Raw genomic sequence first — 15,308 nt, 5'->3', positions numbered from 1 at the left:
GGGGAGGTGCCTATGTTGAATAAAGATCTGGAAAAGACGCTGAACGAGGCGTTTAAACTGGCCCGTGACGAGCGCCACGAATTCATGACCGTCGAGCACCTGTTGTTAGCCCTGCTGGATAACAGCTCAGCCCATGAGGCGCTGAGTTCTTGTGGTGCCGATGTCGAGCAGATGCGCAAAGAGATCCGCGCATTCATCAATCAAACAACCCCTCTTATTCCCCGTGACGATGAAGATCGTGAAACCCAGCCGACGCTGGGATTCCAGCGAGTGCTTCAGCGTGCGGTGTTCCATGTGCAATCATCGGGCAACACCGAAGTCAGTGGTGCCAATGTCCTGGTCGCCATTTTCAGCGAGCAGGAGTCGCAAGCGGCTTACTTCCTGAAAAAAGCCGAGATCAGTCGCCTCGACGTGGTCAACTTCCTCTCCCATGGTGTTCGCAAGGAGAGCAAGCCGGACCTTGGCAGCAATAGCAATCCTGAGTCTGATGACGACGTCTCTGCCGCCCAGATCGAGAGTTTTGCGACCAATCTGAATCAGCTGGTGCTGGAGGGGCGCATTGACCCCCTGATCGGTCGTGATCAGGAGTTGAATCGCACCATCCAGGTGTTGTGTCGTCGTCGCAAAAACAATCCCCTGCTGGTCGGTGAGGCCGGTGTCGGCAAGACCGCCATCGCCGAGGGGCTGGCCTACCGGATCGTCAAGGGCGATGTACCCGAGGTAATTGCCGGCAGCACCATTTACTCACTCGATATGGGCTCTTTGCTGGCGGGAACCAAATACCGCGGCGATTTCGAGAAACGCCTCAAGGTGCTGCTCAAGCAGATTGAACGCCAGGAAGGGGCCATCCTGTTCATCGACGAGATCCACACCATCATCGGTGCCGGTGCAGCCTCCGGTGGCCAACTGGATGCGGCCAACCTCATCAAACCGCTGCTCTCTAACGGTTTGCTGCGCTGTGTTGGTTCAACCACCTATCAGGAATATGCCCAGATCTTCGAGAAAGACCGTGCACTGGCCCGTCGCTTCCAGAAGATCGATATCGTCGAACCGAGCGTTGACGATACCACACGTATCCTGATGGGGCTCAAGAGCCGCTACGAGGCACACCACGGGGTACGTTATACCGTCAAAGCGATCCGTGCCGCGGTGGAACTGTCGGCCAAATACATCAACGATCGTCATTTGCCGGATAAAGCCATCGACGTGATCGATGAGGCGGGTGCCGGACAACGGTTGTTGCCGGCGAGTAAGCGCAAGAAAGTGATCAATGTGCAGGAAATAGAAGCCATCGTGGCCAAGATTGCCCGTATCCCGGAAAAATCAGTCTCCTCCTCCGACAAGGAAGTGCTGAAAAATCTGGAGCGTAATCTCAAGATGGTGGTCTTCGGCCAGGACAAAGCCATCGAAGTGCTGACCGATGCGATCCGTTTGTCCCGTTCGGGATTGGGTAACGAGCGTCGCCCTGTCGGTTGTTTCCTCTTTGCCGGTCCGACCGGGGTGGGTAAGACAGAGGTGACCCAACAACTGGGCAAGGCCCTCGGGGTGGAGATGCTGCGCTTTGACATGTCCGAGTACATGGAGCGCCACACAGTCTCCCGCCTGATCGGTGCGCCTCCCGGCTATGTCGGGTTTGAACAGGGTGGCCTGTTGACCGATGCGGTGATCAAGCACCCTCACTCAGTGGTGTTGCTCGACGAGATTGAGAAGGCGCACCCGGATGTCTTCAACCTGTTGCTGCAGGTGATGGACAACGGGACCTTGACCGATAACAACGGGCGCAAGGCTGATTTTCGCAATGTGATCCTAGTGATGACCACCAATGCCGGGGTGCAGGAAACCCAACGCAAGTCCATCGGTTTCCAGCAGCAGGATCTGAGCCACGATGCCATGGCGGTGATCAACAAGACATTCAGCCCGGAGTTTCGCAACCGTCTCGACCACATCATTTGGTTCAACCATCTGGATATGACGGTGATCCACCAGGTCGTCGACAAGTTTATTGTCGAGTTGCAGGTTCAGCTGGATGCGAAAGGTGTCTCTCTCGAGGTGTCAGAACGTGCTCGTCACTGGTTGGCCGAGAAGGGATATGACAGAGCCATGGGGGCCAGACCGATGGGGAGGGTGATCCAGGAGCACCTCAAGAAACCCCTGGCCAACGAGATCCTGTTTGGCTCATTGGTCGATGGTGGGGTCGTGAAGGTTGAGCTGGTTGATGACAGCCTCAGCTTTGACTTTCAGGTCGATGTTGAAGCTGTTTCCCACTAAGCATCTGTGATTAGAGAACGACAAAAAACCCCAACCGAAAGGTTGGGGTTTTTTGCTGAATTCCTGGCTTAGCGAGAGCGGAAAACAATACGTCCCTTGGAGAGATCGTAGGGAGTCAGTGCTACCGTTACTTTGTCTCCAGTCAGGATACGAATGTAGTTTTTGCGCATCTTGCCGGAAATATGAGCGATAACCACGTGACCATTCTCCAGTTCCACACGGAACATGGTATTGGGCAGGGTTTCGAGAATAGTGCCCTGCATCTCAATACTGTCTTCTTTAGCCATTGAATCCTCTTGATAAGCCACAACAAAAAACCGCTGGATCATGCCGGATTTAAGGCTATGTGTAAAGTTTACTCGGGCTTGCTGTCGATATTTTTCCATTCTCCCTGGATTAGCACCTCATGGGGCAGATAATTGCGCTTGTAATTCATCTTGCGACACTCTTCTACCAGATAGCCGAGATAGAGCCAGTTACGCCCCGTGCGTCTGGCGAGATCGAGCTGGCTCAGGATGGCAAAGGTGCCCAGAGAGCGGTCGGCGTAATCAGGGTCGAAAAAGGTATACATGGCGCTCAGGGAGTGAGGCAGCAGGTCCGTAGTGGCTACTCCGATGAGCCGCCCTTCCTTGCGCATTTCCAGAAAAAGAGGGGGCATCCAGTCGCAATGGAGAAAGCCGCGATACTGGTTGCGATTGGGGGGATACATGCTGCCATCGCGGTGGCGCTCCCGGATGTAGCGCTCGTAGAGCAGGTAATATTCGGGTTTGTCATCGTAGCTCAGCACGATGTCGATATCCCTGTTGAGCTGGCGGATCCGCTTTTGCCCGCGGCTGGGGCGAAACAGTTCACTGTGAATACGAAGAGATTGGCAGGCATGGCAAGCGGGGCAGTGGGGGCGATAGATGTCGTTGCCACTGCGGCGAAATCCTGCGGTCAGCAGGCGCTCATAACCGCTGGCATTGAGCAGGGAGTGGTCCATCAGCACCAGCAACTGTTCCTGTTCCTTGTCCAGATAACTGCAAGGGTGTTTCGGGGTGAGCCCTACTTTGAGGATCACTTCTTCCGTCATAGGCTGATCTCCCCCTTGTGCCAGCATGTCGCCGCCAATGTTTGTTGCCCCAGTACTGTCAGTGCTTTCAGAAAGCGGGCTCTTGGCCACTCTTCAATACCTAGGGTGGCGAGAAACGGGTTCTGCATCTGGCAATCGACAAGTTCACCCCCATGACGAGCAAAGTGACGACAGAGGGCCACCATGGCCAGTTTGGCGCCATTGTCGATGTGGCTGAACATGGACTCGCCACAGAACAGTCGGCCAATCGAGAGTCCGTACAATCCCGCCTGCAACCGTCCTTCTTGCCAGATCTCGATGGAGTGGGCATGACCCAGGCGATGAAGTTGCTGATAAGCCTCGATCATGGGCCTGCTGATCCAGGTCTCATCGGCAGTGCGCCGCGGTGCGGCGCAGGCGGTGATTACCTCATTAAAGGCGCGATTGACGGAAATATCGAATGACGTGCGGCGCAGCACTTTTTGCAAGGTGCGTCCTATGTGCAGTTGCTCTGGCCGGATCACCCCCCGGGGATCCGGTGACCACCAGAGCGTCGGCTGGTGGGGCTCATTCCAGGGGAAGATCCCCTTGTGGTAAGCTGCCAGCAAACGTGTCGGGGAGATATCGCCCCCAATCGCCAGCAGGCCGTTGGGCTCTTCCAGGGCATGCTTTGGGTCGGGAAACCAGCAGAGCTCATCATCCAGTTGGGTAAGATAGCGAGACATTAGGCAACGAGGTTCACAGATGAAGGGCATTATCCTGATAGTATCCAGCTTGATCTGGTTTGTCACTGCGCCAGCTTGGGCTGCTGTGTATGAGCGCAATACCGCCAGGCCCGTGAATCAGGTGGTATTTGGCGAAGTGGATACGGTGCGTAACATTACTCAGCGCCAGATCCTGGAATCCGAGCACTCAGGCTGGAAAACCCTGGGTGGCGCCGTGCTGGGAGGGCTGCTTGGCAACCAGTTTGGCGGTGGTCATGGCCGGGAAATTGCGACCGCAGTGGGGGCGCTGGCGGGGGCAGCCATGGCGCAGCAGTATCAGTCGTCCGGTGGCAGCGTGGTGGAAAACAAGCTGGTGGAACTGCTCATCCGCAACGAACAGAATGGGCTGGTCAACGTGATCCAGGATTATGATCCCGCCATGGTGTTCATGAAGGGGGACAAGGTCCGCATTCTCTATTTCGATGACGGTGTGCGGGTCGACAAGACGTTTTGAGAAAGGGGCTGAAAAACAACCGACAGATTTTCGGAGAGAAAATCTGTCGGGCGGTAACACACGGGACTCACTGCTTGCCGGTCAGGCGGCTGGGTCCTGAGACACGATTTTGTCGCGACCGGTATTTTTCGCCTGGTACAGCAGGCGATCCGCTTCGCTCAGTGCCTCGTCCATGGATCCCCGCCCGACATTGATCACGCCGTAACTGGCGCGCACGAACAGGGGATGCTCCTTGGAAAGAGGTTGCTGGCGCAACTGCTGACGCAGCCCTTCCAGCCGTTTGTTAAGGACGCTCACGGTGCAGTGCGGGACCATGAGTGCAAACTCTTCCCCCCCAAAACGGGCAATCATGGCATCGGGGAAGAACTGGGTCATCAGGCGGGTGAGGTGGCAGAGCAGCTGATCGCCGATGGCATGGCCCCAGTGATCATTGACCTGTTTGAAGTGATCCACATCGAGTACACAGAGCGCGAGCTGGGTTTGTTGGCGCTGATGCTCTTCGAACCATTTCTGCCCTTCATTGAACCAGTAACGCCGGTTGTACAGGCCGGTCAGGTAGTCGCGATTGGCTGACTCCTGAATGCTGTTGAACTGCTCAAGCGCCTCCAGATTGTGGCTGACCCGGCACTGCAACTCTTCCGGCTCGAACGGCTGGTTGAGGAAGTCGTTGGCCCCCTGCTTGAGGTAGCGAGCCGACAGCCCCCGCTTGTCGGAGACCGAGATCCCTATGATGGCCAGTTGCTGTTTGCTGTAGCGCTCGCGCAGCATACGTACCAGGCTGATCCCGTCGATATCCGGCATGTAGTAGTCAACCAGCGCCAGGCGAATGCCCGGGTGTTGCTCCAGCATGGCCAGCGCTTCACGGGCGTGGCTCGCCTCATGAACCTGCAGCAACTGTTTGCGCAGCTGGGTCATGGTGCGGTGGCGGGAGGTGCGCGAATCATCGACGACCAGCACTTCGATGGCCTGGTTGAGATAGAGGCGATGCACCAGGCTGACCGCATATTGCAGCGAGTGGCGCGAATCCTTCATCACATAATCCAGCACCCCGGTTTCCAGCCAGGCGCTGCGTTTGTCCTCGCTGATGTCGGCGGTAAGGATCACCACCGGCAGGCCACGGGCCAGCAGTGCGCTGACGGCTTCACCGCTTGGGGCATCCGGCAGCGTCAAGTCCACCAACGCCACCACATACTCTTCTCCCCGGCAATGACGGGCGCCTTCCAGGGTGTCGAAGGCATCAATCTCAAGACCGGTTTGCTGGGCAATGGCTTGAGTCAGCATGCGACGTATGGTCAGGCTGTCTTCGACTATCAATATCTTCTGCTTCATTAGACTCCTACATATGAAAAAGGCATACCCGAGGGTATGCCTTATATCACATCTGGAGCGCGTTTATTGTGCGTCGAGATAGCGTTCTGCATCGAGGGCCGCCATACAGCCGGTACCGGCGGAGGTGATGGCCTGACGGTAGGTGTGGTCGGCCACGTCACCGGCGGCAAAGACCCCTTCGATGCTGGTCTGGGTGGCAAAGCCGTCAAGGCCACCACGAACTTTCAGATAGCCGTTTTGCATCTCCAGCTGGCCGTCGAAGATCTGGGTGTTGGGCTGGTGACCGATGGCGATGAAGACGCCCATCAGTGCCAGTTCGGAGGTGGTGTCGTCCTGGGTGTTGCGCAGGCGCACGCCGGTGACTCCCATCTGATCGCCCAGCACTTCGTCCAGGGTCTGGTGGGTGTGCAGTACGATATTACCGCTGGCTACCTTGTCATGCAGGCGCTTGATCAGGATTTTCTCGGCACGGAACTCGTCGCGGCGGTGAATGAGGTGCACCTTCTTGGCGATGTTGGCCAGATAGAGCGCCTCTTCCACGGCAGTGTTGCCACCCCCGATCACCGCCACTTCCTGATTGCGATAGAAGAAACCGTCACAGGTGGCGCAGGCAGAGACGCCGCGCCCCTTGAACGCCTCTTCGGAGGGCAGGCCCAGATACTTGGCAGAGGCACCGGTGGCGATGATCAGGGCATCGCAGGTGTACTCGCCGTTGTCACCCTTGAGACGGAACGGGCGCTGGGTCAGCTCCACCTCGTTGATGTGATCGAACAGGATGCGGGTATCAAACTTCTCCGCATGCTCTTTCATGCGCTCCATCAGGGCCGGGCCTGTGAGGCCTTCGGGATCGCCAGGCCAGTTCTCCACTTCTGTGGTGGTGGTCAGCTGACCGCCTTGCTGCATGCCGGTGATGAGCAGGGGATTGAGATTGGCGCGGGCGGCATAGACGGCAGCGGTGTAACCGGCCGGGCCGGAGCCCAGGATCAGCAGTTTGCTGTGAGTGACTTGGCTCATGATGTAATTTCCGAGACGTAATGAGTTTGCGCGATTGTAGGTAATTCGTGATAAGGGGTCAAAGGCCAGTGAGTCGATTGTTTTAATCGTGTACGTATGAGCGGCGGGGCGGGTTTGGGAAATAAAAAAAACCGCCCATCGCGGGCGGATTCTCACTCATCGTCTCTTGGGAACATCGAGCAGATCAGTTCAGCAGGGTCAGGGGATCCGTGTAGACAAGGCCATGGGCCACGGCGACCTCCTTGCAAGTCAGCTTGCCTTCCATCACGTTGAGACCATGCAGCAGATTGGAGTCTGCCAGCAGCGCCTGACGATACCCTTGTTGCGCCAGCTTGATGATGAAGGGCAGGGTGGCATTGTTGAGGGCCACGGTCGAGGTTCGCGCCACGGCGCCCGGCATGTTGGCCACGCAGTAGTGCACCACGTCATCGACGATAAAGGTGGGATCTTCGTGAGTGGTGGGGTGGGAGGTCTCCACGCAGCCGCCCTGATCGATGGCCACGTCGACGATGGCCGAGCCAGGCTTCATGCGCGCAATGTGGTCACGGTTGACAAGTTTTGGCGCAGTAGCACCCGGCACCAGCACGCCGCCAATGACCAGATCGGCGGCCAGCAGATGACGTTCCAGGGTTTCGCTGTTGGAGTAGACCACCTTGGCTGATCCCTGGAACTCGTTGTCGAGTCGGCGCAGGGCATCAATGTTGTTGTCAAGAATGGTGACATCCGCGCGCAGGCCGATGGCCATGCGGGCCGCGTTGGAACCCACTACACCACCCCCGATGATCACCACCTTGGCCGGTTCTACGCCGGGCACGCCACCGAGCAGCACGCCGCTACCACCGCGGGATTTCTCCAGTGCCTGGGCGCCCGCCTGAATGGACATGCGACCCGCGACTTCCGACATGGGAGCCAGCAGGGGCAAGCCACCACGACCATCGGTGACCGTCTCGTAAGCGATGCAGATGGCACCACTTTTCAGCAAGGCTTCGGTCTGTGGCAGATCCGGCGCCAGATGCAGGTAGGTAAAGAGGGTCTGACCCGGGCGCAACATGGCGCACTCGATTGGCTGGGGCTCCTTGACCTTGACGATCATCTCGGCCTTGGCGAAAACTTCGGCGGCGGTGGCCAAAATATCGGCGCCGGCAGCCATATAATCTGCATCGCTGAAGCCAATGCCGTTTCCGGCACCGCTTTGGACGAAAACAGTGTGGTTTCGTGCTGTCAGTTCACGTACACTGGCCGGAACCATGCCTACGCGATATTCATGGTTTTTTATCTCTTTCGGTACACCGATAATCATGCTATCCCTCGTCTATCGATTGGTGTTTTATGTTGCTTAAATGTTAATAACATTTGCGCCTAGTATATTCAGGTATTGACAGGATTTGTGACCATAATTATAAAATGACTGGTGATTCTTACCAAAAAATAGCCAAAGGATGGAATAAAATGATGGAAGCTAAGAGTCGGCTAAAGGATTTGGACAGGATTGACCGCAACATTCTGAATGAACTGCAAAAGGATGGCAGGATTTCGAACGTTGAGTTGTCCAAACGAGTTGGCCTGAGTCCCACACCGTGTCTGGAACGGGTTCGTCGCCTCGAGCGACAGGGTTATATCGAAGGATATGCCGCCATTCTGAACCCTCACTACCTGGATGCCTCTTTGCTGGTCTTCGTCGAGATCACCCTTAACCGCGGGGCCCCCGATGTATTCGAACAGTTCAACAAGGCCGTTCAGGTGCTCGAAGAGATCCAGGAGTGTCACTTGGTATCCGGTGATTTCGATTATCTGCTCAAGACCCGGGTGAGCGACATGTCGGCCTACCGCCGGCTGCTGGGGGAGACCCTGCTGCGCTTGCCCGGTGTCAACGACACCCGCACCTACGTGGTGATGGAAGAGGTCAAACAGAGCAGTCGTCTGGTGATCAGCACCCGATAAAGCAGGTTATGCTATGGTGTCTTATCCATATGAGACACCATAACAGTCAGAAACGAGCGGCCGGTCCGCTCGTTTCTTCTTGTTGCGCGGCGTGCAAAGATGGCGTGCCCATAGCAGACACGGGCTGACAATCGGTGGGCTTTTCGGGGATACTAGCCCCCCTTATTTCCTGCATTACATGTTTTCAGAAAGGAGCCGGAGTTTGGCCGATAAAAAGCTGTTTACTCCTTTATCAGGTACACAACGGATCTTCGAAGCCGTCTTGATCGCCATCACCCTGATGGCTGCCTATCTTCTGCTTGCCCTGTTGTCCTACCACCCCGCCGATCCCGGCTGGTCCCAAACCTCCTGGCAAGGGGAGGTTAAAAACCTCGCCGGTAGCGCCGGGGCCTGGCTGGCCGATATCACCATGTTCACCTTCGGGGCCTTTTCCTACCTGGTTCCTCCTCTGGTTGTGCTGCTGGGCTGGAGCCTGTTGTGGCGCCCGAGTCGTCTGCTCGATGTGGATTACCTCACCCTGGGGGTGCGAGTCATAGGTTTCATCCTCACCGTGCTCGGCATGTCGGCCATTGCCAGCATGAATTTCAATGACATGCAGAATTTCTCCGCCGGTGGTCTGGTGGGGGATGTGATCGCTACCGCCGTGGTGCCGCTGTTTGGCGGCGTCGGGGCCAACCTGCTGTTGCTCTGTTTCGTGGCGACCGGCATCACCCTGTTTACCGGCTGGTCCTGGCTCACCATCGTGGAGCGGATCGGTGCCGCCTGCACCGGGTCGGTCGGCGCCATCTATCACTTCCCGACGACCCTGGGTCGCTGGTTGACCGGCGGCTGGCGCCAGCCTCGCAACGAGGGGCCGGATCCCCTGCTGGAAGGGAATGTTGGCAACATCGCCTTTGATGAGGAGGACGACGCCGAGCCGCACAGCAACTGGGGTCGCCGTCCCAAGGGGAAAAACCAGAAGGCGTCACAGGAAGAGTGGCTGCCGGAGCTCGATGACGACACCTTCGAGTTCGAACCCCGGTTTGATGATGAAGATGAACCTGCACCCAAGCCCAAGCGCAGCGTCGCCGCCAATGCCCGTCGTCAGCCCGCGCTGGCAATGGCCGATGGCGATGATGATCTCGACCTGCCCTGGGCGGAAGGGGATGACGAGGAGCCGGCCGTGCCGGTTGCCGCCACGCCCGGCAAACCCAAGCGCCGCGTGCAGGTCAACCTGCCGCCGCTGCCAAGTCTCGAGCTGCTGGACCGTCCCCCTGCCAGAACCCAGATGATGAGCAAGGACGAGCTGGAGCGCATGGGGCGTCTGGTGGAGGCGAAACTCGCCGACTACAACGTGCAGGCCAAGGTGGTCGGCGTCTATCCGGGCCCCGTCATTACCCGCTTCGAGCTGGATCTGGCCCCTGGCATGAAGGCGAGCAAGATCACCAACCTGTCCCGCGATCTGGCCCGCTCTCTGTCGGCCAGCAGCGTGCGGGTGGTGGAGGTGATCCCGGGCAAGACCTATGTAGGGATCGAGCTGCCCAACCGGGTACGCCAGACCGTCTACCTGCGCGAGACCCTCGATTGCGAAGCCTTCCGCGACAGCCACAATCCGTTGACCATGGGCCTTGGCCAGGACATTGCCGGCTCCCCCGTGGTGGTGAACCTCGCCAAGATGCCGCACCTGCTGGTGGCCGGTACCACGGGCTCGGGTAAATCGGTGGGGGTGAACACCATGATCATCTCCATGCTCTACAAGTCATCGCCTGAAGATCTGCGTTTCATCATGATCGACCCCAAGATGCTGGAGCTGTCGGTCTACGAAGGCATTCCCCATCTGTTGACCGAAGTGGTCACCGACATGAAGGACGCCGCCAATGCCCTGCGCTGGTGTGTGGGCGAGATGGAGCGTCGTTACAAGCTGATGTCGGCGGTCGGGGTGCGCAACCTCAAGGGCTACAACGACAAGGTACTGGCGGCCATCGAGGCGGGCGATCCCCTGCTGGATCCGCTGTGGCGCCCGGGTGACTCCATGGACGAAACCCCGCCCGAGCTTGAAAAACTGCCCCATATCGTGGTGGTGGTGGACGAGTTTGCCGACATGATGATGATCGTCGGCAAGAAGGTGGAAGAGCTCATTGCCCGTATCGCCCAGAAGGCGCGGGCGGCCGGTATTCACCTCATCCTCGCGACCCAGCGTCCATCGGTGGATGTGATCACCGGTCTTATCAAGGCCAACATTCCGACCCGCATCTCGTTCCAGGTATCGAGCAAAATTGACTCGCGCACCATCCTGGATCAGGGCGGCGCCGAATCCCTGCTGGGCATGGGCGACATGCTCTACATGCCGGCAGGTACCTCCAATCCGACCCGGGTTCACGGCGCTTTCGTCGATGACCACGAGGTGCATAAGGTGGTGGCGGACTGGAAACTGCGCGGCGAGCCGGATTATATCGACGAGATCCTCTCCGGAGAGTCGGGCGGCGAGGGTGGTAGCAGCGAATATGGCGGTGGTGGCGACGAAGAGCTCGATCCCCTGTTCGACGAGGCGGTGGCCTTCGTGGTGGAGTCGCGCCGTGGTTCCACCTCCAGCGTGCAGCGCAAGTTCAAGATCGGTTACAACCGGGCGGCCCGTCTCATTGAGCAGATGGAAAACCAAGGTATCGTCAGCTCGCCGGGTGGCAATGGCCAGCGCGACGTGTTGGCGCCACCGCCGGTGCGTGACTGAGTCTCATCCTACTATCCTGGCCATGCCCTCACCGGGCGTGGCCTTTTATCGAGAGCGTCTTATGAAAAGCCTGATGAAAAAACAACTGTTGATGGGAACCGTGCTGCTGGTGGCCAGCAGCCAGGTGTGGGCCGATGCGGCCAGCGATCTCAAGCAGAAACTGGCGGGGGTGAGTCTCTTCTCCGCCAAGTTTGCCCAGACCGTCTACGACAGCAAGGGCAAGGAGCTGCAAAAGGCCAGCGGCACCCTGCTGGTGCAGCGCCCCAATCGCTTTAACTGGCACACCACCTCACCGGACGAGAGCCTGATCGTGGCTGATGGCAAGGATGTGTGGGTCTATGACCCCTTCGTCGAACAGGTCACCGCCCTCAAATTGCAAGATGCGGTGCTCAATACCCCCTTCATCCTGATCGCGGGCAATGACGACAAATTCTGGAAGAACTATGACGTGACCCGGCAGGGGGATGTCTATACCGTCACCAGCCGCAACCAGGATGAGCTGATCACCTCCTTCCGCGTCACTTTCGATCGCCAGGACAACATCAGCCGCTTCGACGTGAAAGAGGCCCAGGGGCAGTGGAGCGAGTTCACTTTGAGCCAGTTCAACCGCAAGCCGGTGCTCAAGGGCAACGAGTTCGTGTTCAAGATCCCGAAGGGGGTCGAGCTGGACGATCAACGCTGATGAGCAATCTGTCGCTGGATTTCTCGTCGGATTTTCGTCCGCTGGCAGCTCGGATGCGGCCGCAAAACCTCGACCAGTATATCGGCCAGCAGCATATCCTCGGGCCCGACAAGCCTCTGCGCAAGGCGATCCTGGCGGGCCACTGCCACTCAATGATCCTGTGGGGGCCGCCCGGGACCGGCAAGACTACCCTGGCCGAACTGGTGGCCCACTACTGCCAGGCCGAGGTGGAGCGGGTTTCGGCCGTCACCTCCGGTATCAAGGAGATCCGCGCTGCCATCGACAAGGCCAAAGAAAACAGCTGGCGTGGGGTGCGTACCATCCTGTTTGTGGATGAGGTGCATCGCTTCAACAAGAGCCAGCAGGATGTGTTCCTGCCCCATATCGAAGATGGCACCATCACCTTCATCGGTGCCACCACCGAAAACCCCTCGTTCGAGCTCAACAACGCGCTGCTCTCCCGGGCCCGGGTCTATCTGCTCAAAAGGCTGGAAGAGGATGACATCCTCGCCATGATCGATCAGGCGATAACGGATCCCCGAGGTCTCAATGATCCGGCGCTCACCTTCGCCCCCGGGGTGAAGGAGGCGCTGGCCAAGGCGGTGGATGGGGACGGGCGCAAGTCCCTCAACTATCTGGAGCTGTTGGCCGACATGGCCGAACAGGACGCTGGCGGCCACAAGCAGATCGACAGCGCTCTGCTCGCCGCCGTGGTGGGGGAGCACGTAGCGCGCTTTGACAACAAGGGCGACCACTTCTATGACCTCATCTCGGCGGTGCACAAATCGATTCGCGGTTCGGCCCCCGATGCAGCGCTTTACTGGTATGCCCGCATGGTGAGCGCTGGTTGCGATCCCCTCTACATCGCCCGTCGCCTGCTGGCGATTGCCTCGGAAGACGTGGGCAATGCCGATCCGCGCGCCATGCAGGTGGCCCTGTCCGCCTGGGATTGTTTTCATCGCGTGGGACCGGCGGAAGGGGAGCGGGCCATCGCCCAGGCGATCGTCTACCTCGCCTGCGCGCCCAAGAGCAATGCGGTCTACACCGCCTGGAAGGCGGCGCTGGTGGATGCCAGGAATCTGCCCGATTTCGAGGTGCCGGTGCACCTTCGCAACGCCCCGACCAGGCTGATGAGCGAGCTTGGCTATGGCGCCGAGTACCGTTATGCCCACGACGAGCCCGGTGCCTATGCCGCCGGCGAGGAGTATTTCCCGCCCGAGCTTGCCGGCAAACGGTACTATCAGCCCACCGATCGCGGCCTTGAGAAGCAGATCGCCCAGAAGCTCGATTATCTCCATGATCTGGACCGACAGAGTCCCAATAAACGGCGCCCCTGACCCCTGCGGGAGCATATTGTCTGAAAATTGGCCAACCCCTTGAATAATCTGGGTCCATTGGCGTGATCCGTCGCGAAAACGAGGCAAATAGTCCCTGTTCGGGCAGGGGGGCGGTCTGCTACACTGCCCCTCTGACCCCGTTTGTCTTGGCCTGGTGCCATCTTCCTGATTTCGACGACCCGATCCTCCGGGTCCGATTCTGAAGACGATTGGGGTATGCCAACCGATGTTAACTTCCGGATCTGTTTCCAAGCCCGTCATGATGACCCAGGCTCAGATCCCATTTTAAAAAAGTAGGTAAACCATGCTGGATCCCAAATATCTGCGCAGCGACATTGAAGAAGCTGCCGCTCGTCTGGCGACACGTGGCTACGTTCTGGACGTAGCGGCTGTCAATGCTCTGGAAGAGAAACGCAAGGATCTGCAGTCCCGTACCCAGGAGCTGCAGGCCGAGCGCAATGCCCGCTCCAAATCCATCGGTGAAGCTGCCCGTCGTGGTGAAGATGTTGCCCCCCTCAAGGCCGAAGTGACCAAGATCAACGAAGAGCTCGAGACCCGCAAGGTCGAGCTGGAGGCCCTGCTGGCTGAGCTCAAGACCATCGCCGACATGATCCCCAACCTGCCGAGCGAGACCACCCCGGTCGGTCGCGACGAGAATGACAACGTGGAAGTGCGCCGTTGGGGCACCCCGCGCGAGTTTGATTTCCCGGTGCGCGATCACGTGGATCTGGGTGAAGCGGCCAAGGGCGTTGACTTCAAGAATGGCGTCAAGCTCTCCGGTGCCCGTTTCGTGGTGATGAAGGGTCAGATTGCCCGTCTGCACCGCGCCCTGGCCCAGTTCATGCTGGACTTGCACACCCTGCAGCACGGTTACACCGAGTGCTACGTGCCTTATCTGGTCAACCCGGACAGCCTGTATGGCACCGGCCAGCTGCCCAAGTTCTCCGAAGATCTGTTCAACACCGGCATCGGTGGGGAAGGGGAAGACGAGGGCAAGGTGCGCAAGTTCTCCCTGATCCCGACCTCCGAAGTGCCGCTCACCAACATGGCCCGCGACGAGATCTTCGACGAGCAGGAACTGCCCATCAAGATGACCGCCCACAGCCCCTGCTTCCGCTCCGAAGCGGGCTCCTACGGCCGTGACACCCGCGGTCTCATCCGCATGCACCAGTTCGACAAGGTCGAGATGGTCCAGCTGGTTCACCCGGAAAAATCCTGGGATGCACTGGAAGAGATGGTCGGCCACGCCGAGAAGGTGTTGCAGCTGCTGGAGCTGCCGTATCGCGTGATGGCTCTTTCCACTGGTGACATGGGTTTCTGCGCCGCCAAGACTTACGATCTGGAAGTGTGGCTGCCGGCCCAGAATACCTACCGCGAGATCTCCTCCGTCTCCAACTGCACCGACTTCCAGGCGCGCCGTATGCAGGCCCGCGTGCGCATCGACGGCAAGCCGCAGCTGATCCACACCCTGAACGGCTCCGGCCTCGCGGTGGGCCGCACCCTGGTAGCCGTGCTCGAGAACTATCAGCAGGAAGATGGTCGCATCACCATCCCGGCTGCGCTGCAATCCTACATGGGCGGTCTGACCCACATAGGTTAAGTTCGCGCTGGTAACGACAACGCCATGGCCATGCCATGGCGTTGTGCATTTTGGCGCCGGTCAACCGTTTTTATCGTGAATAAATCTGTGCAACCGGCGCTTCTTTGAACATGTAACACAATTTTATCAAGCATTGCGCAATCGTTTTTGTTAGACTGCGC

The 15,308-nt window shown here is 58.5% G+C and carries 13 protein-coding genes; 7 read left to right on the top strand and 6 right to left on the bottom strand.

Annotated features, from left to right (window positions below; all coding sequences use genetic code 11):
* Positions 1–12 precede the first annotated feature (12 nt).
* Entirely contained in the window at positions 13–2,268 is a 2,256-nt protein-coding gene (gene clpA, locus ACB028_RS11715) for an ATP-dependent Clp protease ATP-binding subunit ClpA (protein ID WP_042029222.1), read from the top strand.
* A 68-nt stretch (positions 2,269–2,336) separates the two neighbouring features.
* On the opposite strand, the gene infA is transcribed toward clpA, so the two are convergent.
* The 3 genes from infA to aat form a co-directional block, all read right to left on the bottom strand.
* Positions 2,337–2,555, bottom strand: a complete 219-nt coding sequence (gene infA, locus ACB028_RS11710) for a translation initiation factor IF-1 (RefSeq protein ID WP_005300033.1) — start codon at positions 2,553–2,555, stop codon at positions 2,337–2,339.
* Between the two features lie 68 nt (positions 2,556–2,623).
* Positions 2,624–3,340, bottom strand: a complete 717-nt coding sequence (locus ACB028_RS11705; RefSeq protein WP_201978775.1) for an arginyltransferase — start codon at positions 3,338–3,340, stop codon at positions 2,624–2,626.
* Positions 3,337–4,044, bottom strand: coding sequence for a leucyl/phenylalanyl-tRNA--protein transferase (aat, locus tag ACB028_RS11700; RefSeq protein WP_371144352.1), 708 nt, complete (start codon positions 4,042–4,044; stop codon positions 3,337–3,339). The genes ACB028_RS11705 and aat overlap by 4 nt, the downstream gene beginning before the upstream one ends.
* Before the next feature lie 19 nt (positions 4,045–4,063).
* Between aat and ACB028_RS11695 the strand changes: the two genes are divergently transcribed.
* Positions 4,064–4,537, top strand: coding sequence for a glycine zipper 2TM domain-containing protein (locus ACB028_RS11695; RefSeq protein WP_042029219.1), 474 nt, complete (start codon positions 4,064–4,066; stop codon positions 4,535–4,537).
* 81 nt (positions 4,538–4,618) lie between these two features.
* Here ACB028_RS11695 and ACB028_RS11690 read toward each other — a convergent pair whose 3' ends face one another.
* The 3 genes from ACB028_RS11690 to ald all read right to left on the bottom strand — a co-directional run bounded on the left by ACB028_RS11690 (position 4,619) and on the right by ald (position 8,180).
* Complete coding sequence (locus tag ACB028_RS11690) at positions 4,619–5,866, bottom strand: diguanylate cyclase domain-containing protein (protein WP_026456806.1); 1,248 nt, start codon at positions 5,864–5,866, stop codon at positions 4,619–4,621.
* Positions 5,867–5,929: 63 nt separating this feature from the next.
* Positions 5,930–6,880 (bottom strand): thioredoxin-disulfide reductase, encoded by a 951-nt coding sequence (gene trxB, locus ACB028_RS11685; RefSeq protein ID WP_026456807.1) that lies wholly within the window; start codon positions 6,878–6,880, stop codon positions 5,930–5,932.
* Between the two features lie 184 nt (positions 6,881–7,064).
* Positions 7,065–8,180 (bottom strand): alanine dehydrogenase, encoded by a 1,116-nt coding sequence (gene ald / locus ACB028_RS11680; protein ID WP_042069613.1) that lies wholly within the window; start codon positions 8,178–8,180, stop codon positions 7,065–7,067.
* A 149-nt stretch (positions 8,181–8,329) separates the two neighbouring features.
* Between ald and lrp the strand changes: the two genes are divergently transcribed.
* The 5 genes from lrp (at position 8,330) to serS (ending at position 15,147) form a co-directional block, all read left to right on the top strand.
* Positions 8,330–8,821, top strand: a complete 492-nt coding sequence (gene lrp / locus ACB028_RS11675) for a leucine-responsive transcriptional regulator Lrp (RefSeq protein ID WP_005300047.1) — start codon at positions 8,330–8,332, stop codon at positions 8,819–8,821.
* A gap of 202 nt (positions 8,822–9,023) precedes the next feature.
* Entirely contained in the window at positions 9,024–11,528 is a 2,505-nt protein-coding gene (locus ACB028_RS11670) for a DNA translocase FtsK 4TM domain-containing protein (RefSeq protein ID WP_371144351.1), read from the top strand.
* A 73-nt stretch (positions 11,529–11,601) separates the two neighbouring features.
* Positions 11,602–12,210: an outer membrane lipoprotein chaperone LolA gene (lolA, locus tag ACB028_RS11665; protein ID WP_371144350.1), complete on the top strand. Its 609-nt coding sequence runs from the start codon at positions 11,602–11,604 to the stop codon at positions 12,208–12,210.
* Positions 12,210–13,547: a replication-associated recombination protein A gene (locus tag ACB028_RS11660; RefSeq protein WP_371144349.1), complete on the top strand. Its 1,338-nt coding sequence runs from the start codon at positions 12,210–12,212 to the stop codon at positions 13,545–13,547. Before lolA ends, ACB028_RS11660 begins: the two co-directional genes overlap by 1 nt.
* A gap of 304 nt (positions 13,548–13,851) precedes the next feature.
* A complete protein-coding gene (gene serS, locus ACB028_RS11655) occupies positions 13,852–15,147 on the top strand; it encodes a serine--tRNA ligase (RefSeq protein WP_371144348.1) in 1,296 nt (431 codons plus the stop codon).
* Positions 15,148–15,308 lie beyond the last annotated feature (161 nt).

The organism is Aeromonas sp. S9(2024), from assembly GCF_041403185.1.
Classification (GTDB): Bacteria; Pseudomonadota; Gammaproteobacteria; order Enterobacterales; family Aeromonadaceae; genus Aeromonas; species Aeromonas enteropelogenes.
Note: the sequence above shows the minus strand (reverse complement) of the source record. Positions and strands in the feature narration are given on the sequence as shown.